Raw genomic sequence first — 19,722 nt, 5'->3', positions numbered from 1 at the left:
CGCTGCGAGCTTAGCCTTTCCGAGATTTTCCCGTGGAATTGGTGGTCCGCGCGCGCAGCGCTTCGCTGGCCTCGATGCGCCTGTCGAGTTCGCCGCAGAACTCAACGAAGTCAAGTCGTAGCGCTCGTACCCACTCGCGCAATTCGATCACATCGATGTTGCGCACACCGCGTTCGATTTTGCTGATGTCGGTTTGCCGTAGTTGCAGAGCCACCGCCAGGTCGGTCTGGTTCACGCCTTGCTCAACGCGTGCTTGTCGGAGCAACTCGAGTAGGGCGGCGTGGCGGTGGTTGAACAGAATTCGCGGCATGCGTCACGGGATGGCGACGCTTACGATGTATGCGAATCTGGAATATGCGAAATTCGACTACAGTGGGTTTTATGCAGCCCCCGCACCTCATGCCGGGCGGACGGGAGTCAGCAGGTAGTCAGATGTCGCAGCTTGAAGTAATTGTTGGTCGCATCAGTCTCGTTGGCGAGTCGATGCGAGATATGGACGTCCACACGTACAACCAAATCGAGGTCGAAACCCCAAGCGGACGAGTCGATCTGGCAAATGTGTTCGTGGCGGCCCAAACAGCGCGCCCGCTTAAGCCGGGTCGAAACGTGAGAATCCTTGCGCTCAAGCCCTCGAAATCGGCCAAGGCGAAGCTATTTCTGTTGGCGATATACGACGAAGAACTCAAGCGGACCTTCTCCGACGAACGCCTTTTTGATCTTCGCGCGAGTGCACGCAACAAAGCTTTGATCTATAGCGCGTTGTCGATCGTGATGCTGCCAATTCTCTTCCTTGCGTACGTGCTGCCAGCGATCGGGTACGTCTGGCTTCTGGTCGCCGCGTGGAGGAGCGTGAACGCCCTACCCGACGTAGACACGGTGGCGAAGGCCGTCGGCAATCTCGCGCAAAGTTGTTAGCGCCGCGCTTCGAGTGACGCATCGCCCGGGCGTTATGAGCCCTCACGTTGCTTTGAAGGGCGCAGGTGCACACTGATTTAGCCAGCCCGTTCGCAACGTTATCGCCCGTGACAACGCTTCGGTTGCAGACCTTGCGACGAGGTCAGTCCGTGGAGCCGCGATGCGGATTGCGAGCTTGGCTGACAGCAAGTAGCCAACCAGTTTACGCATCACCTGGTGTCGCGGCCTTTCTGTAGAGCTGTGCGGTCCGACCCTCGCTGATTAGCGATCGGGCACGAGCCGCTTGCGCTGCTGCATGATGTCCGCGAGACGAGCGAGGATCCATAAGCGATAGGCCTCGGGCATCTCGAAGTCGCGGTCAAGATTGACCTTGAACTTCTCCAGCATCTGTTCCGTTGTCAGCGCTGCGTACTTTGGCTTGAGTGCCTTCTCACGAAGGAACCCCTCGGCCCAGTCCACCACCTCGCAACAGCGCAAAAAGTCTTCGGCCCGCTCCGCCGGCAAAGAGCCCGGCTCGTGAAGCAGGCCGTCGGGCCCTCGCGTCAGGCTGAACTTGATCTGCACACCGGGCACCGATCCGCCGATGGGAAGTTGGGGGAAATCTTTTGGAACGGCGACGGTCATGGCTTCGCTCCTTCAGCAGAACGCGCAGTCGCGGCCGCCCGGCTGGTGCGAGGCGCGCTTGCCTCGTCGAGCTCGCCAGGGACCACCACCTCCAGCTCGCCATCACCGCTGACGGCAGTAATACCGCGCAAGCCCACCCCCACAGACTTGAAGCCCTGGGCCTGCCATACCCGCGACTGATCCTCGAAGCGCCACCGCGCATCGTGAAGGTGGCCGTGGGCAAGCAGGACAACCCCCAGGGCGCGCGCGAGCTCATCGAGGACGGGGAAGCCATACGGGTGATATCCGCTCGCCTCATGGGTCACCAGGATGTCTGCTCGCTGGCGCTTGAGCCGCTCGAAATCTTCGGGGTAAATAGTGCCCCAGTGCTTGAAGTGGGGACCGTCACCGTAGCGATCCTGACGAGGTGTTGACCGCGCGTGTTGGCGCATGCTGTTGAAGCTTGGGGGCGAGCCAGCTCCACCGCCCGGTCCCTTGGGCATCCAGACATTCCCGCGAAACACGTTCCCGAGGCCGGCGATCCTTCGCCCGTCCTCGAGCCTCACAACCCGGCCATGCAGATTCCTGTCCGCGAGCCCGCTTTGCCAAGTACGTTCGATGTCGACGATTCGATCGGAGTCATGGTTCCCCGGGATCCACCATACGCGATCGGCCAGCGGAGCGAGCACCGTCTCCAGCGGCGCCTCGGGTTCCATGTCGCCAAGAAGGATCACGGCAGCGGGATCGAGCTTGCCGGTCGCTTCGAGAATGTGTGCGAAGTGTCCGTGAGGATCGCCGCACAGCAAAATTGGTCTGAAGCTCATGAATCAGTGACTCGCTCTGTACTCAGCATGCTCGAAGCTTCAAAATTTGATACGTCGGGTTCTGCTCGCTCGCAAGCGGGTAGTTGGTGGTGCGGCTCTGCCGGATCGTGACCGTGCGCCCAGCGTTCTGGGGCCATAAGCTGCGATGGAGCGAAGCACTCGCCGAAGGCGGCATGAGAGCAGCCGCCCGCTCTCTGTCCTTGTTGGCCGGACCCCGAACACTGCGCCCAGATGCGTGAAGTGGAAGTAGATCCGTTGGCCGGGGTGGAAGTCGAGCACGTCAGGCGGTAGGTCGATCCTTCCAGCCTTCCTCACTTTGGTTGTCCACGTAGCGATTCTCATGGGACTGTTCATATCCGTGGCTCCCGTTGGTTCCTAGGCGAGTTAAGCAAGTTCGCGTTTAGGCGAGCTGGTTTCCCCGCAGTCGTCGCGGTCGAGCCAGCGGCATCCCTCTGAGGCACGGGCTTGGCTTGACCAGCATTGCAGCGCCGCCTGGTTGGTACGCAGAGATTGCATCCTCTGGGGCCGTCATCGGTCCCTCAGCTTCTTTACCAGCGCAGCCGCACGTGCCCGAGATGCGTCCCTTGCTTCCTGTTCATGTGGGCTAAGCTCCATGGCCGACGGCGGAGGTTCGAGGATCGCCTCGGCGCGGATCTGTTCTAGGTCACCAGGATCGGACGCAGCCAGAATAGGCCCGATCCAGGCTTCAAACTCGGCGGCCCTGACGCTCGGATGCGTTCCTGCAGCAGGCCAGCGGATCTCGCCCTCGTAGTTCCCGCATCTAAGAATCCTTTCCACGACCTGTCGTGACAGCCCCGCCATCTCTGCGGCCTCGGTGGTTGTGATCCAACGCTCGTTGTCAAAGGGCTTCATATTCACCTCAGCACATATTCGGGACGGATCCCGGACTCGCTCGTGCCACGATCAAAAAAAGCGTGCAACGCTGAGGAGCGACACGCTCAATCCCTCGTCGGTTCGAGGCGACACCACGTACCGATACCGGCGACACGTTCTCATCTACGCGAAGCTACGAACTCACCTAGTTGCTCCACGTCTAAGCGGTGAAATACCCACGTCTTGCGGCCATCAACTGAAGGCCCCGACAACGGTCGCAGTTTGCCGAGTTCCATGAGTTCATGGATCCGCTTCTTTCCGACCCTCAACGCTCGGCATGCCGAGAGCAGATCGAGGCTTGTCCCTTCCATCTGCTGCAGCCGAACAAGTTCGTCGCGGTGAACGACGCCAGTCATGCGACCAGAAGGTCTGGCCTGGACCGTCCCCCGGATTTTGCCGTCAGCGATCCCTTGCCGCACGCGTGCGATCGACCAGCCGATCGCCTTAGCCGCAGCGGTGATGGGAACCCAAGCATGAGCATCCACCGCGTCAGCGCTCAGACGTCTATTGCGCCTAGCGAGTTGACCTCTCCAACGCGTGCGCAAATAGGCTTCAAAGCCGTCCCGTAAGTCCGAGTTGAACCCATGGCGATCCCCGCGGAACAGCTCACGGTACAGCGGACCGAAGTGACTCATGATGCTTGAGCTCCCCGGCCGTCCGTACCGACTCGCCACATCTTCGAGGAACTGGAAGTAGCTATGGGGCCAGTCGTCCACAACACGCGAGGCGGAATCAACTATGCGTGCCGCGCGAGCAATTTCATGCAAGCCTCCAACTTTTTGGGCGCGGGTTGTGAGCTGCAACCGGTAGGCCCCTAAAAGCCAGGCCCGCTCGAGCAACAACTGCAAGCCCCTGGCGGACTCTTGCGCCTTGAGAGGCTCTCGCAAGAATGCGGCGATCTGGCAAGCAAGGTTGATGGCATGCTCGCCTGCGCCGACAGCCTCACGCTGTCGAAGGTCTGCTCCGCACGCGCATTGCGCCACTTGAGTTCGGTGCCATTTCAAGGGTCGGCTGCACCGGTGGCAGTCGTCGACGAGCATCACTTTATGAAGCGGGCAAGCTACGCAAAAGTTCAGCGACCAAGCGGCGCGCCAGTGACCGCTTTCGGTGAGGCAGGCTGGGCAGTAGCGAGGGCGTCTAGTGTTCCAGTGTCGGACCGGAAGACCGCCTGGATCGGGCCGGTTCAGTGTCTTTATGCCGTTGATTGGCCCCCGCAACTTCGCCTGTGAGTCGTGCATGTGCAGATGCTCGGGGTGCAGGGCTCCAGTATTCGCGAGCACGTTGGCTGCCGCTAGGCGCAGCAAGTAGCCTTGGGCGCTCTCATCGTCAGCTGGAAGGGGACGTACGAGAAGTTGTTTCATGGGAATCACCAGGTCGAGACGGGTGCCGATTTGCGCGTGGGGGCATTCTTCTCATCAGGTCTGGCCAGCAGCAGCTGAGCCAGTCGCATCGGCCGGACTGTTCCGGTTCGATAAAGGCGCAACCGGCCCGCTTTGACCTGTCGAAGGGTCTGCGCTAGCTCCCCGTCGATGCCGCCGCTCATCTCGTCAAGCGCGTGGAACCGGCGCATCGGCGCTCGAAACGATTCCTCTGACGCGTGCTGCAGCAGGGCAGAGACGTCACACAAGTCTTGCGCGGAGTACCAGCCATCCATACAGCTGATCAAACCAGCCGAAGAGATCGCGACGAGCTGCTCCTCGGACGCACCCAGCAAGTCCTGCATGACCTCCTTGGAGATCCAATCTTCGTCGGTAAGCGATTTGCCGGAGACCCCCGAGGCGAAAGGCAGGCGCTTGTGGTCACGGCTCTTTGCAGGAGACATGGATCCGAGCGTGAAGAATCGGTTGACGTGGATTTCAACGGTGCGTCTTGCCATGTGTTCGTGAAACTCAGCCTTAAAGGGTCCGGGAACGGATCTCTCGCTGTTCGATCGATGGTTCAACATCGGATGAACCTTGCTCGCCCAGCGGGTTCGGCCCACGATGTAACGCCCGCGCTCAGGCCGCGGTAGATCGCGACCTCCGGCCATCGTTTGATCGATCAGCCTGCGCCAACCCTTGGGCCACTGGGACAGCGCCGCAGCAGTCAACGCCGCCACTGAGGCTTGGCGGGCCATTTCCTTCGTCCAGCAAGCCTTTGGCGTAAAGTCGGGTCGCGGAGCTCCGAAGCGTCGGCTGTCCAGAAGCTGGGACACGCAAAGGAGTTGGCCGAGCGTCGATCGCTCCATCTCTGCGCAGAAGCTTGACGGCCATGGCTCTTGTGCAAGCGCGCCGAACAGTCGGGCACAGATTGCTTGCGCAAGGTGACGAATCTCTGCGGGGGCGGACGCAGTTGGCAGGAGCGCCAGGTCTTGTCCGCAAGAGCACATCCGAACTCCTGTCCTGCGCCACCTGATCGCCGCTTTGCAGCGTGAGCAACGGTCCACTAGCCAGCAACCATGATGGCCGCAAGCCACCTGTCCTTGCAGCTCCCAGTCCGCCCGAGCCGCCGACAGCTGCGCAAGGCAGAGCGGACAAATCGCACATTGAGCCTTTCGCAAGTGTTTGGCCTCCAAGCTGTGACCCAGGAACATGCGCCGCTGTCGATCATCGGGGACCGAGCTAATCGCAAGCCGACTGAGCGTCGAATCGGGCAAGCCCAGCTTCGCTTCCGCGGCTTGCAGCAACGCTGGTTGTATCGCGCGGCGGTCCGGTGCGCCGAAGCAAAGGCGATGCAGATCCACGACCGAGCTGAGCGCGTTGCTTTCCGCCAAGCGCAGCATGAACCCCCGGAGCCCCTCGTACTTGAAGGGCTCCGGGCGAACAAGCAGGCGGGAGGCTGCCCTGTTAGGCGTGCATGTCATGGAAGGGCTCCCCCGACCCCACCAACGGCTTCCCATCGAATTTGGCATCGAACGGATTGCGATGCCGCTTGCAGCCGGGATAGACCGTCCTCTCGAACGCCCACCGCAAGGCTTCTTGGCTCAACGTCTGGGACTTTCCATACAGCGTGGCCTTCAGCGCCATCTCGAGCAGTTGGCTCAACTGGCCAATCAATCCATGGCAGGCCTGATACAGAGGGCCCGTGTTGGACGCGTCGATAAGTGCGGAGGGGCCAGTCGTCGGCAACAGCTCGTGAAACGCTTTCAGCAGTCGTCGGAAGTCGTGGAGATGCTCGGCGTCCTCGGTGCTGAACGGTTCCAGTTGGATCTTGGGAGTGCAGCGTCGGCTCAGTTCAGGATTGGCTCGCACGATCGCCTTGCTCGAGTTTGCGCCCAGCAACAAGATCGGGATGAACGTTTTGTTCATCAGATTTTTGATGGTGTCCAACGCGATCTCGCGCTTGCGAGGGTCCAAGTTCGCGATGTGATGGAACTCGTCGAGGATGATCAGCTCGACACCGCATGCCCGCATCAACTCTGCCGCTCGGAACAGACGATCCTCCGCACTTCCGCTTTCGGAGTGCGGGTCTCCGAGGGCTTCCAACAGGTTGCTACCGATGACCTTGGCGGTAGGCTGACCGGAGAGCTCCACGTAGAGAACGGGCACGATGGTCCGGTCAACCTCCTCTCGGCGAGGCGAGAGCTCCAGCAAGCGCTCCGCGATCGTTGATTTGCCGACCCCAGAGGGCCCGCTGATGAGCATGCCCCGTGCCTTCTTTCTGTGGTGGACCCCAGACAACCGCATCGAGCCGATCAGGGTGATGCAGTCGGACAAGCTGTCGTGGAGTAGCCGTTCGGACATGAACGACGCCACTTTGGCCTCGACCTCGGGGGAGCTTCCAATGATGGGAGTCTTCGACATGTTGGTCTCCAGTCAAGAGAAGAGGTTGCGTTGACCCGTGCTCGGGAACCCCTCGATGCGATCGAAGGGCACGAAGTCCGGGGTGGGTACGGCCTTGGGCAGTCGCTCGCTCGACTGATCGAAGCACGCATCAGCCTTGTCAGCGTGCTGACGGGCTGCGCGCTGGAGGGGCGTCTGGGCCTTTATGCCGAGAACCTTGCCGGTGCCGCCAGCGCGGTGCTTTTCGGCGATGGCCTTCAGCTGTTCGCCTTGCAACTTGAGCGCTTTCACCGTCTCCGTCATCTCATGCCTGGCCGCGCGCGACGCCGAACGGTGATCCAAGCCCGCGTAACGTGCCCGCCCCTCGCGTCGCAGCAGTTTGTTCTGCTCCACGGTGAGGCCACACGCGTATTCGGGGTCTGTGCTGAAGGCCTTGAAGTAGGAGTTTGTTGTGGGGTGGAGCACGTCGATCTCCGCCAGATTTTCCCCATCCGGCCTGACCGTGAGTCGCTGCCGGCCCTTGGTGTGGAACAACTCCTTCAGCACATCACTGCTGTAGAACTGACTGTTGATCTCGATGCCCTTGGACGAGAGCCAGCGGAACTCTTGGGGCCGAGCCATCACGTCCAGCACCTCCGGATGCCGGGGAAGTACAGGAGGCCGCAGCTTCGCTAGTTCGTCCCACCGTTGCAGGGGTGACGCCTGGATGCCGCGGTGAAACTCCTGCGCGTACACCTCCACGATCCATCGGTACATCAGGGCGCGCAGCTGGTCGATGGTCAGGACCGCACTTCCTTCGGAGTCGTAGTCGCCGCGTTCTTTGGGGTTGCTGAACGTCGTTCCGGGAAGCGTGTGGACGCAGTCGTGATTGATCGTCTTCATGAACCTCTCGATCACGCCTTTGTAGCGAGGCTCATTGCGGGGGCAGAACACAAGCGTGACGCCGATGTCCGTGCAGGCCTTCTCCACCGCATCAGAATGAAACTCGGTCCCGTTGTCGCAGACCAAGGACACCATGACTCCGCAGGCTGGCCAACTGCCCTTGACCTTGTAGCGACGCAGCAGCGCATCCTTAGGCAAGATGGCCTGCTTCAGTGCGCTAAGCACCGTCTGGGCGTTCGGCGTTTCAAACCCGATGACTGCTGCGACGATCATCCGCGAGGCGACGTCAATGAGCACCGTGATCCAAGGGCGGCCCAATATCGCCCCCGTTTCCGCGTCGATGCAGATCACGTTTAACCGCGCGTGATCGGCCTCCACGCGATCTAGGAGTCTCTCAGCGCCTGGCCCCTTGCCATACACCGAAGTCTTCACTTCGGCGACCTTGCGGCCATACCGCCGGGAGAGCCTTTGATAGCGGCCGATCTTCTCTATGGCGCGCTCGATCTGCCGTCGTGTCGGCCGAGGCAGCTTGAATTCCACGGATCGCGCTTCGTTGTGCTCATCAACAAGTCCTTGCGCGGCCTTCCACGTTTCGGAGATCGTTCCCCGCTCAGCTCGGAGATAGATCTTGTCGACGGCTTGGTCAAGGATGGGTGCCAGTTCTTTGGGCACCGGCTGGGGCCGTCGACCGCGAAGATCAAACCGGTTCACAAGCGCGGTGTCGCGTTGTTCTGCTCGGAGCCATCTTCGGCGCCAGTCATAGAAGGTGGCCGGCGACGGCGGCGGCCGCCCTTCGGCACCTGGCAGCGTAGACCAAACGTCGCGAATGGCGGCGGGAAGATCCGCACGACGCACCTGTACGATGCCGTTCGGGCACAACCTGTTGAGCAAGGCTCGCTTAAGGGCGACATCCCGTCGATCGCGTTCGTTGTAGTCCGACAAGCCCTTCAAGACGACTGGCTGCGCATCCGCATCCGCGAGCAGATCATCGAAGAGCAGCGCGCCACTTTGGAACGCGTGGAGCACGTCGGCTCGGCTCTCGACGGTGCATTCTTTGGTTTCGATGTCCTGAAGCGTGATGGTGCGCTGACCACAGGCTTCGACGACGTAGTGCCGGTCGTTAAGAAGGACGCCGGACCCGATTTGGAAAGAACAGTTCTTCATCGTTCGACTCCGAATACAGATGAACAAAGGTCGACGGAAGGAGCATGTGGTCGACATTCCAGACCAACGCCCGTTCCGCCAGCAGCGCGTCCACTCGACGCTCGCCATCGCCTCGCTCGTTGAGAACAGAAGTGGCGTGAGAGAGGCGAATACAGCCGCGGTCGCCCAACAAATGGCCGAGAGTGTTGAGGTCCTCGGATCGGGTATGCGCCACGCGTGCCAACTCGTCCGGGCTCATGCCCAGATGAGCGGCGTGCTCCTGCTGACGAACTGCGAGCAACCGCTCGATGCCTTGGAAACTGGGGCGCGACACTTCAGCCTCGGTCATCAAGACGAAGTGCAGATCGAGCTCCGCCGCTGCTTCGCGCGCGCGAAGCAGTCGTTCTTCCATCGTGGGCGATCGAGCTTTGACGCCTGGCTTCACCTCGATCAACCAATGGCGTTGGTTGCGCCACTGGACGGCGAAGTCAGGGGTGTAGCGGCGCGGCTTGGAGCGGCCGCACAGAGCGAGCTACTGTGGCTGTTGGGAGTAGCAGACGACGCCGCGCGCGAACTCGAGCAGCATCGCAACCTGGCTCTCCAACATCGACTCGCAGGCGATCGCGCGCGCTTGCTTGACGGAGGCGTACTTCACGCGGAAGTTGTCGCCTCTGCGGTCGATGGGGTCTCTGACCGGCTCGGATACAGGCGGTGTAGTCACGCGTGCGTGCACCACCTTGCCGATGCCGGAGTGGTTGAGGGGCGCGCTCACAGGAGGCTGGCCTGGCGCACGGGACCACAGGCGTGTTGGTAGCGCGTCATCTGAGCGCTCCGTTGACGAGTTTGTGCCCGGTCGCGGACGGCCGATCTTTGCAATGAGCGCTGGTCATGCAGAGCTTGCTTGCGCTCAACGCGCTTCGGCAGCGCGCCCCCTTCATCGAAGAGGATGGACTCAAAGACCGAGTCGAGACGGGTCTGATACTTGCGGTCGAACGCAGCAGCCAGCGGGCTGGGAGACGGTTGACCGATTTCTCCCTGACGCAGTTGGCGCTCCGACAGCGCGAGCGCGAATTGGTTGATGTGATGCCTGTCGATATTGACGAAGGGCACATTGAGACGCGCCAAACTGGCGCTGACAGATTGAATATCTGCGGGCAAAGGTGCCAAGACGACATCGAGATGAATCCACGTAATCCAATACCATCCGTCTTGCCACGTGATTCGGATGGCCGGGAGAACTCGTTGGAGAGGAATGGAATATCGGCGATACCGTGCGGGATCCGTCCATCCATACGTCTTCACAGCCTCAGAATCCTCCAGCGCTCCTCTGATGCAAACCAGAGATTTGGAAAGGCTGGGGATTTTTCGGATCGCCTTAGCTCCAGTGGGAGCTTGCGATTTCAGATCGGTGAATCCAGCCAAGCTGGCTTGGAAAGCGGGGGGCGGCGTAGCGGAGGAGCGATGGCCAGATATGGCGTCGCCGAAAAATGCGATGTGCATAGTGGTACCCCTGCGTCTTTCAGACGCAAATGGTCAGGGCTTTCGGGAATGTCACCGAAAGCTGGGTGCAGGTGCTGCCTCGAACGGGGAACAACTCCCAGTCCGTGAAGGCTCCTGGCCGTGAATCGGCTTGACCATCTGGGGCGCGTCGTTCAAACTGACTTCACCTCTGAAGTGCGTTTGCCAACCGGCGCGCCGCCAAATGGACGATCCGAAAGGTTCGTCCATTTGTCGTTCTACATGGGCGTCTCCTTCGAGTTCCTCAGATGTGATTGCACCTCTTGAGCCTCAATGGGGTTGGTGCCAACCGCGGGAGCGGTGGTGGGTGCAAACTTCTTTAGCAGACCCCGAAGCATCCGAAGATCGCTGTCCGGCAGGTCGTGGACGATGGCAAACAGCTCGTATGTGAGCTCGTAAGCCTCCTCCGACGCATTGATCCGTAACAAGTACTTCCTCACCGACCTTTCGCGGGCGCGGTGAAGGCGTTCCGCGTCGATCGAGCTCAAGCCAAGTGCCGCACAGAGCTGCACCAGTAGCCCTTTGTCCGGCGGAGCCTTGCAAGCGGCCTCCACCGAGGCCAAGTACCCACGCTCCAGACCCAGGCGACCTGCCAGGGCGGCCTGCGTCTGGCCTGATTCAAGTCGGAACTGTCGCAACAGCTTTGCGAAGGGGCTCACGTCATCTCCAAAAAAATTGCCACTCGATTCGGAACGCAGTTGCTCTCGCGTTTAGGGTATACGTCGCGACATTGAGTTTCAAGGCTCACTAAAGTCTTGAGAAGTTGTCGATGCTGATAATGATGGTGTATGAGATATCAAAATGCTTCGCGTTGGTGTATGAAATATTCACTGCGTTCGGCAAGCTACCCCGGTGCATAACCAAGAAAGTCCGTGCAAATCAACGCGTTAAAACTACGCATTGACGCATTGCATTAAGGCGGAGATTAGCCAGTTGAAAACCCAATAAGAAATTGTGACAAGATGTGACAAGAAGAATTGATTGGACCTCTAGTACCTTCAACATGCGTGAGAACTTGAAGTTGTGGATGTGGATCACGATCGCCGGCATCAACTCAAGCAGACGCGGATCGCCTCGCATGTCGAGGCAGAAATTCATCCCCGATCTCCTCGAGAGCGGACTTCCCCGAAGCCCCTTGATCAAGATTGCTGATGCGCTCGACGCATTGGTGCAGGCTCACGAGCCTCAATTGCCAAAATGGCCGACCGCGAAGCTCTTTCCTCGCATCGGGCTGGTACTCGCTTACGGACGCGGTCTGTCGAGAGCTACGTGCACTTGCCGAGCAGAGCGATCACGAACCCTCTTGTCGTGAATGCCGGCGCCTCACTGAGGATCCCGGTGAGCTACACGTGTCTGCGAGCATGCTGGCGGAGCTGTATGAAGCGGCGGATCTGATCGTGAGCAGGGTTGCGGCGAGCGAGGCTCGATCAGACGTCGTAGGTAGATCCACACGCTTCGCGCGCACCACGAAACAATCGCTTGTGGCGCAACGATCTACTGACGGCTCCTCGGTGCACGAAGTCGTTTGCCGATCGCGAGGCGCCAGGCGCTGACTCCCCGTCGCGAGCGAACTCAGTAGCTTCCCGAGTCCCGACTCAGCCGCGGGACATGGCCGCGAACGCGTCCAGTGCGGCGAGCTTCGCTCGCTCTGGGCAGTCGAACTCTCCCTCGAGCTGCTGTCGCAGTGGAGGCCCGATTTCCGGCGGGGGAACGAGGATCAGGATTGGCGCGAATTTTCCCGACGGCAAGGGGGTCGCGTCGATGTCAGCTTCCCAGCTGTCTGTCGACTCACTCTTCATGCTGCACACGATTGGTTGGGCATCTCAACAGGTAGATTGCCTTTGGGATTTCCGCGGCGACTCCCGGTGACGAGCGTTTGAGTGCCTCTACTAGGAGGCCACATGGCCCACTAAAAAAGAGAAGTGCGCACTCACGTATCAAATAGCCGTCAAAGAGAAAAATGCGTGATCGATCAACGGGTTGCGTTCGGTATCCACGCGACATCGTTCCACCAATCAAAGAGGATTGGGCGGATGTTACTACTTGTAAATGCTTCCGATCAAATAGCCATCAAATAGGATTTACCAAGTAGATCAACAACTTAGGTTGCTAGCGAGCGATGGATATCGCGCGATATCAAATAGATCAGGCCCAGAACGGTTGGTATTGCGTGAGCTTGCGAGACTTGTTGTCTGGGTTCGCAACCTTGATGAAGCCAGCATCTACAGCGTCACCGATGATGCGAGAAGCCTGTGCAGAGTTGCCTTCCGAGATCTCAAAGCGGCGCCTGAGGCTCGTGTTAGTGAGCACTTCGTTAGAGACGTACTTCAAGCAAGCATGCTGATAGCAGGCCCGAACACGATCGTCCTTGCTCATGTCCTTCAGGGGAACACGGCTGTACATCGTCACGACCATGGCCTGCTCCTTGAGCATGAACATCGGGGCTGGCAGCTGGTACATCTCTGCCTGAAAGACCACCTTGTCGATCCCGCTGCCACGCTCTTCGCAGATGTTCATGCGACGCATCAAGGCTGCCAAGGACTCGTTTCTCGAGCGAGGGGGCTCATCCATCATCCGCAGCGTGTCGACCAACGGCTTGCCGGGATTGGTGATCTCAAGACGATCATCGAAGATCTCAACCATCGGACCGGTTCCGCCGATGGTGAAATCTTGATGGATTAGGGCGTTCGCCACCAGCTCGCGGATTGACAGCTCCGGATAGGTTCGCACTTCCTTGCGGAGGGCTTGGCCGATCTCTTCGCTCAGGGGAAGCAGATTGTTGATGTAGCCAATCGCCGCTTCGAAGCCGACCGCATAGCCCTTATTTCCGGGCGCCTCCCGCTCGGTAACGATGCGGTTCTTCCCCTTGTACTTGATGACCCTCAGGCCCTTGCGCGCGAGAGGGCCGAACTCGTTGAGGTTCTTGGCGAAGAGGATGGCGCCGAGATTGGTGATGCTCCAACCGTCGATGCCTTCCCGCAGGAGGCTGTCCGCAGTCAACTTGGCTATCAACGCCTCCTTGTTGCCGGGCAGCGGCTGAGAGGTCATCTCGAAGTAGCGCGGGTAGTCCAAAAGCGCCAGAACTTCATCGGCTTCCAGGGCTGACATAGCCACGCCCTGCTCGAATCGGCTCGCATTGAGGACTTGCCAGAGCTCGCGCTCCTTCTCTGGATAGTCCTTGAGCTTCTTCTTAAGACTTCCGATGCGGATGTACTCCGTGCCCGAGAACTGGACAGGCATGTGTAGCGCCGCGGGGACCTCGAGCATCACGACACGCTTGTCCTCGAACTTCAGCTCGTGAAAGCGCAGATCGAGCCTCGGGGTGAGCATTCGAACAAGCCAGTGCTCGAGCTCCTCATTGCCCTTACGAGCAGCGGCCGGTTCGAACGAGGTCCCGACGACTTGGCGCGTCCCATCCTGCACGCCCCATAGCAGGTAGGCGAACGGCTCGTTCCGCAGGCGAGCACCGTTCGAGAGGGCCGAGATCGTCTCCCCGATCATGTCCGGGGAGTCGTTGTTTTCCTTGAACTCAAGCCACTCACGCTCGCCGCTGAGGCGACACAGGCCGCTAAGAAGTCGCGTCAACTGCACAGAGTTCATGGCCGCCTCCCAATCGAGCGGAGTCCAGGTCGAGCCCGAACTCCGATAAAGAAACGCCCACTTGATGCGCTCGACGTCAGAGAGGCGACCAGCTGCAAGCGACGAGAAAGTCCAGCGTTATCCAGGGTTTCGGTCCTTCGTTTTCAGCTGACGTTCAACGTTTAGCGGTTCCTCACAGACGCAACGATCACACGTCGATATTCGCCGCCCTCAGCGCGTTCTGCTCGATGAACTCGCGACGCGGTTCCACCTCGTCGCCCATCAGCATCGTGAACACGCGGTCGGCTTCGATCGCGTCCTCGATCTGCACGCGCAGCAGGCGGCGGACCGTCGGGTCCATCGTCGTTTCCCACAGCTGCGCGGGGTTCATCTCGCCCAGGCCCTTGTAGCGCTGGCGGCCGACGCTGGACTCGGCCTGCGTCATCAGCCAGGCCATCGCGGCGCGGAAGTCTGCCACCTTGCTTTCCTTGGCCTTCTCGCCCTCGCCCTTGCGGATCACGGCGTCATCGCCCACCAGACCCTTGAAGGTCTTGCCGGCCTCGGCCAGGACTTCATAGTCCGCACCGTGCACGAAGTCCGCCGTGATGATGCTCGACCGCACGTTGCCGTGATGACGGCGGCTGATGCGCAGGAACTGCTTGTCGGTGCGCGGATCGACCTCCGCATGCACCACCGCGTCGTGCAGCGCGACCTGCAGCGCCGTCGCGGAGATGTCCGCCGCTTCCTTGGTGTCCAGGCCGAGCGTCAGGCCCGAAGCCAGCAGATGCAGCGCCTCGCCGTCCATCCAGGCCGACAGGCGCTCGATCACGTTCTGCGCCGCCACGTACTGGCGCGCCATCGTCTCGAGCTGCTCGCCCTTGAGCACCGGACCCGTGCCGACGCCCGCCGTGTGCAGCTCGGCGTCGTTCAGCGCGACCTTCAGCAGGAAGCCGTCCAGCTCGTGGCCGTCCTTCAGGTACTGCTCGTGCTTGCCGACCTTGACCTTGTACAGCGGCGGCTGCGCGATGTAGATGTGACCGCGCTCCACCAGTTCCGGCATCTGCCGGTAGAAGAAGGTCAGCAGCAGTGTCCGGATGTGCGCACCGTCCACGTCCGCGTCGGTCATGATGATGATGCGGTGGTAGCGCAGCTTCTCGGGATTGAAGTCGTCGCTGCCCGCGCCCCGGCCGATGCCGGTGCCCAGCGCGGTGATCAGCGTGATGATTTCATTGCTGGTCAGCAGCTTCTCGTAGCGCGCCTTCTCGACGTTCAGGATCTTGCCGCGCAGCGGCAGGATGGCCTGGAACTTCCGGTCGCGACCCTGCTTGGCGGAGCCGCCCGCGGAGTCGCCCTCCACGATGTAGATCTCGCACAGCGCCGGATCCTTCTCCTGGCAGTCCGCCAGCTTGCCCGGCAGGCCCATGCCGTCCAGCACGCCCTTGCGGCGCGTCATCTCGCGCGCCTTGCGCGCCGCCTCGCGCGCCCGCGCGGCCTCGACGATCTTGCCGCAGATGATCTTGGCGTCGACCGGGTTCTCCAGCAGCCAGTCCGTCAGCTTGCTCGCGACGATGTCTTCCACCGGGCCGCGCACTTCGCTCGACACCAGCTTGTCCTTGGTCTGCGAGCTGAACTTCGGCTCCGGCACCTTCACGCTGATCACGCAGGCCAGGCCTTCGCGCATGTCGTCGCCGGTGACGTCGACCTTGGCCTTCTTGGCCAGCTCGTTGTCCTCGATGTACTTGTTGATCACCCGCGTCATCGCCGCGCGCAGACCCGTCAGGTGGGTGCCGCCGTCGCGCTGCGGAATGTTGTTGGTGAAGCAGAGGACGCTCTCGTTGAAGCCGTCGTTCCACTGCATCGACACCTCGACACCGACGTTGGTGTTCTGGTCCGACATCTTGTCGCCCTGGGCGTGGAAGATGTTCGGGTTCAGCGGCGTCTTGCCCTTGTTGATGAACTCGACGAAGCCGCGCACCCCGCCCGCGAAGGCGAAGTTGTCTTCCTTGTTGTTGCGCTCGTCGACCAGGCGGATCTTCACGCCGTTGTTCAGGAACGAGAGCTCGCGCAGGCGCTTGGCCAGGATGTCGTAGTGGAACTCGGAGTTCTGCGTGAAGATCTCCGTGTCCGGCAGGAAGTGCACTTCCGTGCCGCGCTTGTCGGTCTCGCCGACGATCTTCATCGGGCTGGTCTCGAAGCCGTCGCGGACCTCGATCACGCGGTCCTGCGGGAAGCCCTTCTTGAACTCCAGCTGGTGGACCTTGCCCTCGCGGCGCACCGTCAGGCGCAGCGTCTTGGACAGCGCGTTCACGCAGGACACGCCCACGCCGTGCAGGCCGCCCGAGACCTTGTAGCTGTTCTGGTTGAACTTGCCGCCCGCGTGCAGTTCCGTCAGCGCGATCTCGGCCGCCGAGCGCTTGGGCTCGTGCTTGTCGTCCATCTTCACGCCGGTCGGGATGCCGCGACCGTTGTCGATCACCGAGATCGAGTTGTCCGTGTGGATGGTGATGACGATGTCGTCGCAGTAGCCGGCCAGCGCCTCGTCGATCGAGTTGTCGACGACCTCGAACACCAGGTGATGCAGACCCGTGCCGTCCGAGGTGTCGCCGATGTACATGCCGGGGCGCTTGCGCACCGCCTCCAGCCCTTCCAGGATCTGGATGCTGGACTCGCCGTACCCCGCGCCGTCGTTCTGCGGCACAGGCGTCGGGGTGTTCTCAGGAGTGCTGTTATCGGTCATCAGTGGGTGTTCCAGGCCGCCCTGCGGCCGTTTGACTGTCTAGCTGGAGCCCCCGTCTGGCGGGGGCTGGGGGTGCGCCACGTTCCCGCTCCGAGGAGCGAAGGTCGCGGCGCGACCTCAGATCCTCATGGGCATGACGACGTACTTGAAGCCGTTGTGTTCGGGGATGCTGAGCAAGGCGCTCGACGAGCTGTCGTTCAGATCCACCCGCACCATGTCCTGCGACATGTTGGCCAGCACGTCCATCAGGTAGGTGACGTTGAAGCCGGTCTCGATCTGGTCGCCGCCGTAGTCGATCTCCAGCTCTTCCTTGGCTTCTTCCTGCTCGGCGTTGCTCGACGCGATCGACAGCAGGCCCGGGTCGAAGGACAGGCGCACGGCCTTGAACTTCTCGCTGGTCAGGATCGCCGCGCGCTGCAGCGCGGCCAGCAGCGGCTGGCGGCCGATCAGCACGTGGAAGCGGTGGTTCTTCGGGATGACGCGGTTGTAGTCGGGGAACTTGCCCTCGACCAGCTTGGTCACGAACTCCATGCCGCTGAAGCTGAACTTGGCCTGGTTGCCGGCGAAGCGCATCTCGATGGGCGCGCTCTCGTCGTCGCCCTTGCCGCCGTCCTTGAGCAGGCGCATCAGCTCCAGCACCGTCTTGCGCGGCAGGATGACTTCCTGCTTGGGCATCTCGGTGTCGGTCTCGGCCTGCGCCAGCGCCAGGCGGTGGCCGTCGGTCGCGACCAGCGTCAGCATCTTGCCTTCGGCCACGAACAGGATGCCGTTCAGGTAGTAGCGGATGTCATGCACCGCCATCGCGAAGTGGACCTGGTTGATCAGGCCCTTGAGCGTCTTCTGCGGCACGCTGAACGCGGGACCGAAATCGACCGCCTCCTGCACCAGCGGGAAGTCGTCCGCCGGCAGCGTCTGCAGCGTGAAGCGGCTCTTGCCGCCCTGCAGCGTCATCTTGCTCTGGTTGGACGTCAGGCTCACCGTCTGGTCCGACGGCATCGAGCGCAGGATGTCGATCAGCTTGCGCGCGCCGATGGTGGTGGAGAAGTCGCCGTCGTCGCCGTCGAATTCGACCGTGGTCCGGACCTGGATCTCCAGGTCGCTCGTCGTGAGCTCCACCTGCCGGCCCTGCTTGCGCACCAGCACGTTGGCCAGGATGGGCAGCGTGTGGCGCCGTTCCACGATGCCGGACACGGCCTGCAGCGCGGCAAGCACTTTGTCCTGGCTGTCTTTCAACACGATCATGTCAACCTCTCTCCACTGTTGGCTGTACGGGCGAACGCGGCATTTTCGCTGAAGGCGAAGGCGTTTTTCCTCATCCCTTCAGCGTTTGCTCCAGGACGTGCAACTGCTGGTTCAACTCGGTGTTCTTCTGGCGCTCGCCGCCGATCTTGCGGACCGCGTGCAGCACCGTGGTGTGGTCGCGGCCGCCGAACAGCTCGCCGATCTCCGGCAGGCTCTTCTGCGTCAGTTCCTTGGCCAGGTACATCGCGATCTGGCGCGGGCGGGCGATGCTCGCCGGGCGCTTCTTCGAGTACATGTCCGCGACCTTGATCTTGTAGAAGTCGGCCACGGTCTTCTGGATGTTCTCGACCGAGATCTGCCGGTTCTGGATCGACAGCAGGTCCTTCAGGGCCTCGCGCGCCAGCTGGATGTTGATTTCCTTGTGCGAGAAGCGGCTGTAGGCCAGCACCTTGCGCAGCGCGCCTTCCAGCTCCCGCACGTTGGCGCGCACGTTCTTCGCGATGAAGAAGGCCACGTCCTCTGGCATGGGCGCGTTCTCGGCGTCGGCCTTCTTGATCAGGATCGCGACGCGCATCTCCAGCTCGGGCGGCTCGATCGCCACCGTCAGGCCGGCGTCGAAACGGCTGGTCAGGCGCTCGTCGATGTCCACCAGGCCCTTCGGGTAGGTGTCCGACGTCATGATGATGTGGGCGCGCTTGGCCAGCAGCGCCTCGAACGCATTGAAGAACTCCTCCTGCGTCCGGTCCTTGCCGGCGAAGAACTGCACGTCGTCGATCAGCAGCAGATCCAGCGAGTGGTACTTGGCCTTGAGCTCGTCGAAGGTCTTGCGCTGGTAGTTCTTGACGACGTCGGAGATGAACTGCTCGGCGTGCAGGTACAGCACGCGGGCGTCCGGGCGGTCCTTCAGCAGCGCGTTGCCGACGGCATGGATCAGGTGGGTCTTGCCCAGGCCGACGCCGCCGTAGATGAACAGCGGGTTGTACATCTGGCCCGGCGCGCCGGCCACGTGCAGCGCGGCGGTGCGCGCCATCTGGTTGGCGCGGCCCGGCACAAGCGTGTCGAAGGTCAGGCTGGTGTTGATGCGGTGGCGCGTGGCGCTCGGCGGCAGGTTGGCCGGGACACCGGGCGCCGCGCCGCCCTGGATCAGGCTGGCGGCGGTGGCCGGGGCGGCGGCATTCGGTGCCGCGGCGGCGGCCGGGCGGGCGGCCACGGAGGTCGCTTCTGCGCCCCCTTGTGCGCCCGATGGCGCGGCGCCGGTTCCGCCGCGCAGGCCGTGCTGCTGCAGCACCTGGCCCATCGACAGGCCGGACGGCGAGGTGCGCGGCAGCGGCGCGATGGCTTCGCGCGGCGCCAGCGACAATTCCAGGCGCGCCGGCTTGCCGGCCAGTTCGGTCAGGATGGCCTCGATCCGGCCGGCATACTGGCTGCGGATCCAGTCCAGCTTGAATCGGTTGGGGACGCGGAGGGACACCAGCACGGCCTCGTGGCCGTTCTCGTCCTGCTGGGCGACCTCCGCGGGAGGCAGCGGTCGGATCCAGGTATTGAATTGCTGTTCAGGCAGTTCGGCGGCCAGGCGTTCGCAGCCGCGCTGCCACAGGGCCGCACCTGACAAGTCTGCGCTCAT

The 19,722-nt window shown here is 61.7% G+C and carries 17 protein-coding genes and 1 pseudogene; 1 reads left to right on the top strand and 17 read right to left on the bottom strand.

Translation table 11 applies throughout. The features are described from left to right. Positions 1-10 precede the first annotated feature (10 nt). A complete protein-coding gene (locus ACQZ13_RS00090; RefSeq protein WP_431049270.1) occupies positions 11-310 on the bottom strand; it encodes a helix-turn-helix domain-containing protein in 300 nt (99 codons plus the stop codon). A 122-nt stretch (positions 311-432) separates the two neighbouring features. Here ACQZ13_RS00090 and ACQZ13_RS00085 point away from each other — a divergent pair, with 122 nt between their 5' ends. Then, entirely contained in the window at positions 433-915 is a 483-nt protein-coding gene (locus tag ACQZ13_RS00085) for a hypothetical protein (protein WP_431049269.1), read from the top strand. Positions 916-1,176: 261 nt separating this feature from the next. On the opposite strand, the gene ACQZ13_RS00080 is transcribed toward ACQZ13_RS00085, so the two are convergent. From ACQZ13_RS00080 to dnaA, 16 genes and pseudogenes are all read right to left on the bottom strand, one after another. Next, the gene (locus ACQZ13_RS00080; RefSeq protein WP_431049268.1) at positions 1,177-1,539 is read right to left on the bottom strand and encodes a hypothetical protein; all 363 of its coding nucleotides are present in this window, start codon (positions 1,537-1,539) and stop codon (positions 1,177-1,179) included. Further along, positions 1,536-2,342 (bottom strand): metallophosphoesterase family protein, encoded by an 807-nt coding sequence (locus ACQZ13_RS00075; RefSeq protein WP_431049267.1) that lies wholly within the window; start codon positions 2,340-2,342, stop codon positions 1,536-1,538. Before ACQZ13_RS00075 ends, ACQZ13_RS00080 begins: the two co-directional genes overlap by 4 nt. A 528-nt stretch (positions 2,343-2,870) precedes the next feature. Next, the gene (locus ACQZ13_RS00070; protein WP_431049266.1) at positions 2,871-3,215 is read right to left on the bottom strand and encodes a hypothetical protein; all 345 of its coding nucleotides are present in this window, start codon (positions 3,213-3,215) and stop codon (positions 2,871-2,873) included. 140 nt (positions 3,216-3,355) lie between these two features. Next, complete coding sequence (locus ACQZ13_RS00065) at positions 3,356-4,597, bottom strand: TniQ family protein (RefSeq protein ID WP_431049265.1); 1,242 nt, start codon at positions 4,595-4,597, stop codon at positions 3,356-3,358. A gap of 5 nt (positions 4,598-4,602) precedes the next feature. After that, on the bottom strand, positions 4,603-5,352 hold the full coding sequence (locus ACQZ13_RS00060) for a hypothetical protein (RefSeq protein WP_431053446.1): 750 nt from the start codon (positions 5,350-5,352) through the stop codon (positions 4,603-4,605). A gap of 321 nt (positions 5,353-5,673) precedes the next feature. Continuing rightward, positions 5,674-6,078, bottom strand: a pseudogene (locus tag ACQZ13_RS00055) (TniQ family protein); the annotation flags it as partial. Next, entirely contained in the window at positions 6,062-7,018 is a 957-nt protein-coding gene (locus tag ACQZ13_RS00050; RefSeq protein ID WP_431049264.1) for a TniB family NTP-binding protein, read from the bottom strand. The gene ACQZ13_RS00050 and the pseudogene ACQZ13_RS00055, both read right to left, overlap by 17 nt. Before the next feature lie 12 nt (positions 7,019-7,030). Next, complete coding sequence (locus ACQZ13_RS00045) at positions 7,031-9,043, bottom strand: hypothetical protein (RefSeq protein ID WP_431049263.1); 2,013 nt, start codon at positions 9,041-9,043, stop codon at positions 7,031-7,033. Then, positions 9,000-9,548, bottom strand: a complete 549-nt coding sequence (locus ACQZ13_RS00040; RefSeq protein ID WP_431053420.1) for a TnsA endonuclease N-terminal domain-containing protein — start codon at positions 9,546-9,548, stop codon at positions 9,000-9,002. The genes ACQZ13_RS00045 and ACQZ13_RS00040 overlap by 44 nt, the downstream gene beginning before the upstream one ends. Before the next feature lie 6 nt (positions 9,549-9,554). Continuing rightward, the gene (locus ACQZ13_RS00035; protein WP_431049262.1) at positions 9,555-9,794 is read right to left on the bottom strand and encodes a hypothetical protein; all 240 of its coding nucleotides are present in this window, start codon (positions 9,792-9,794) and stop codon (positions 9,555-9,557) included. Further along, the gene (locus ACQZ13_RS00030) at positions 9,791-10,189 is read right to left on the bottom strand and encodes a hypothetical protein (protein WP_431049261.1); all 399 of its coding nucleotides are present in this window, start codon (positions 10,187-10,189) and stop codon (positions 9,791-9,793) included. The genes ACQZ13_RS00035 and ACQZ13_RS00030 overlap by 4 nt, the downstream gene beginning before the upstream one ends. A 569-nt stretch (positions 10,190-10,758) precedes the next feature. Beyond that, the gene (locus tag ACQZ13_RS00025) at positions 10,759-11,199 is read right to left on the bottom strand and encodes a helix-turn-helix domain-containing protein (RefSeq protein WP_431049260.1); all 441 of its coding nucleotides are present in this window, start codon (positions 11,197-11,199) and stop codon (positions 10,759-10,761) included. Positions 11,200-12,685: 1,486 nt separating this feature from the next. After that, entirely contained in the window at positions 12,686-14,140 is a 1,455-nt protein-coding gene (locus ACQZ13_RS00020; protein WP_431049259.1) for an ATP-binding protein, read from the bottom strand. Between the two features lie 187 nt (positions 14,141-14,327). Continuing rightward, a complete protein-coding gene (gyrB, locus tag ACQZ13_RS00015) occupies positions 14,328-16,856 on the bottom strand; it encodes a DNA topoisomerase (ATP-hydrolyzing) subunit B (protein WP_431049257.1) in 2,529 nt (842 codons plus the stop codon). Between the two features lie 117 nt (positions 16,857-16,973). Beyond that, positions 16,974-18,098, bottom strand: a complete 1,125-nt coding sequence (gene dnaN / locus ACQZ13_RS00010) for a DNA polymerase III subunit beta (RefSeq protein WP_431049256.1) — start codon at positions 18,096-18,098, stop codon at positions 16,974-16,976. Between the two features lie 70 nt (positions 18,099-18,168). Further along, positions 18,169-19,722 (bottom strand): chromosomal replication initiator protein DnaA, encoded by a 1,554-nt coding sequence (gene dnaA / locus ACQZ13_RS00005; RefSeq protein ID WP_088408119.1) that lies wholly within the window; start codon positions 19,720-19,722, stop codon positions 18,169-18,171.

Origin of the sequence: Roseateles sp. L2-2 (genome assembly GCF_050613215.1) — a bacterium.
GTDB lineage: Bacteria > Pseudomonadota > Gammaproteobacteria > Burkholderiales > Burkholderiaceae_C > Roseateles > Roseateles noduli.
Note: the sequence above shows the minus strand (reverse complement) of the source record. Positions and strands in the feature narration are given on the sequence as shown.

What these genes read in the sequence shown, in the direction of transcription:
- ACQZ13_RS00090 (WP_431049270.1), bottom strand. Translation starts at nt 310, where the DNA reads ATGCCGCGAATTCTGTTCAACCACCGCCACGCCGCCCTACTCGAGTTG.
- ACQZ13_RS00085 (WP_431049269.1), top strand. Translation starts at nt 433, where the DNA reads ATGTCGCAGCTTGAAGTAATTGTTGGTCGCATCAGTCTCGTTGGCGAG.
- ACQZ13_RS00080 (WP_431049268.1), bottom strand. Translation starts at nt 1,539, where the DNA reads ATGACCGTCGCCGTTCCAAAAGATTTCCCCCAACTTCCCATCGGCGGA.
- ACQZ13_RS00075 (WP_431049267.1), bottom strand. Translation starts at nt 2,342, where the DNA reads ATGAGCTTCAGACCAATTTTGCTGTGCGGCGATCCTCACGGACACTTC.
- ACQZ13_RS00070 (WP_431049266.1), bottom strand. Translation starts at nt 3,215, where the DNA reads ATGAAGCCCTTTGACAACGAGCGTTGGATCACAACCACCGAGGCCGCA.
- ACQZ13_RS00065 (WP_431049265.1), bottom strand. Translation starts at nt 4,597, where the DNA reads ATGAAACAACTTCTCGTACGTCCCCTTCCAGCTGACGATGAGAGCGCC.
- ACQZ13_RS00060 (WP_431053446.1), bottom strand. Translation starts at nt 5,352, where the DNA reads ATGGCCCGCCAAGCCTCAGTGGCGGCGTTGACTGCTGCGGCGCTGTCC.
- ACQZ13_RS00050 (WP_431049264.1), bottom strand. Translation starts at nt 7,018, where the DNA reads ATGTCGAAGACTCCCATCATTGGAAGCTCCCCCGAGGTCGAGGCCAAA.
- ACQZ13_RS00045 (WP_431049263.1), bottom strand. Translation starts at nt 9,043, where the DNA reads ATGAAGAACTGTTCTTTCCAAATCGGGTCCGGCGTCCTTCTTAACGAC.
- ACQZ13_RS00020 (WP_431049259.1), bottom strand. Translation starts at nt 14,140, where the DNA reads ATGAACTCTGTGCAGTTGACGCGACTTCTTAGCGGCCTGTGTCGCCTC.
- gyrB (WP_431049257.1), bottom strand. Translation starts at nt 16,856, where the DNA reads ATGACCGATAACAGCACTCCTGAGAACACCCCGACGCCTGTGCCGCAG.
- dnaN (WP_431049256.1), bottom strand. Translation starts at nt 18,098, where the DNA reads ATGATCGTGTTGAAAGACAGCCAGGACAAAGTGCTTGCCGCGCTGCAG.
- dnaA (WP_088408119.1), bottom strand. Translation starts at nt 19,722, where the DNA reads ATGAGCGCAGACTTGTCAGGTGCGGCCCTGTGGCAGCGCGGCTGCGAA.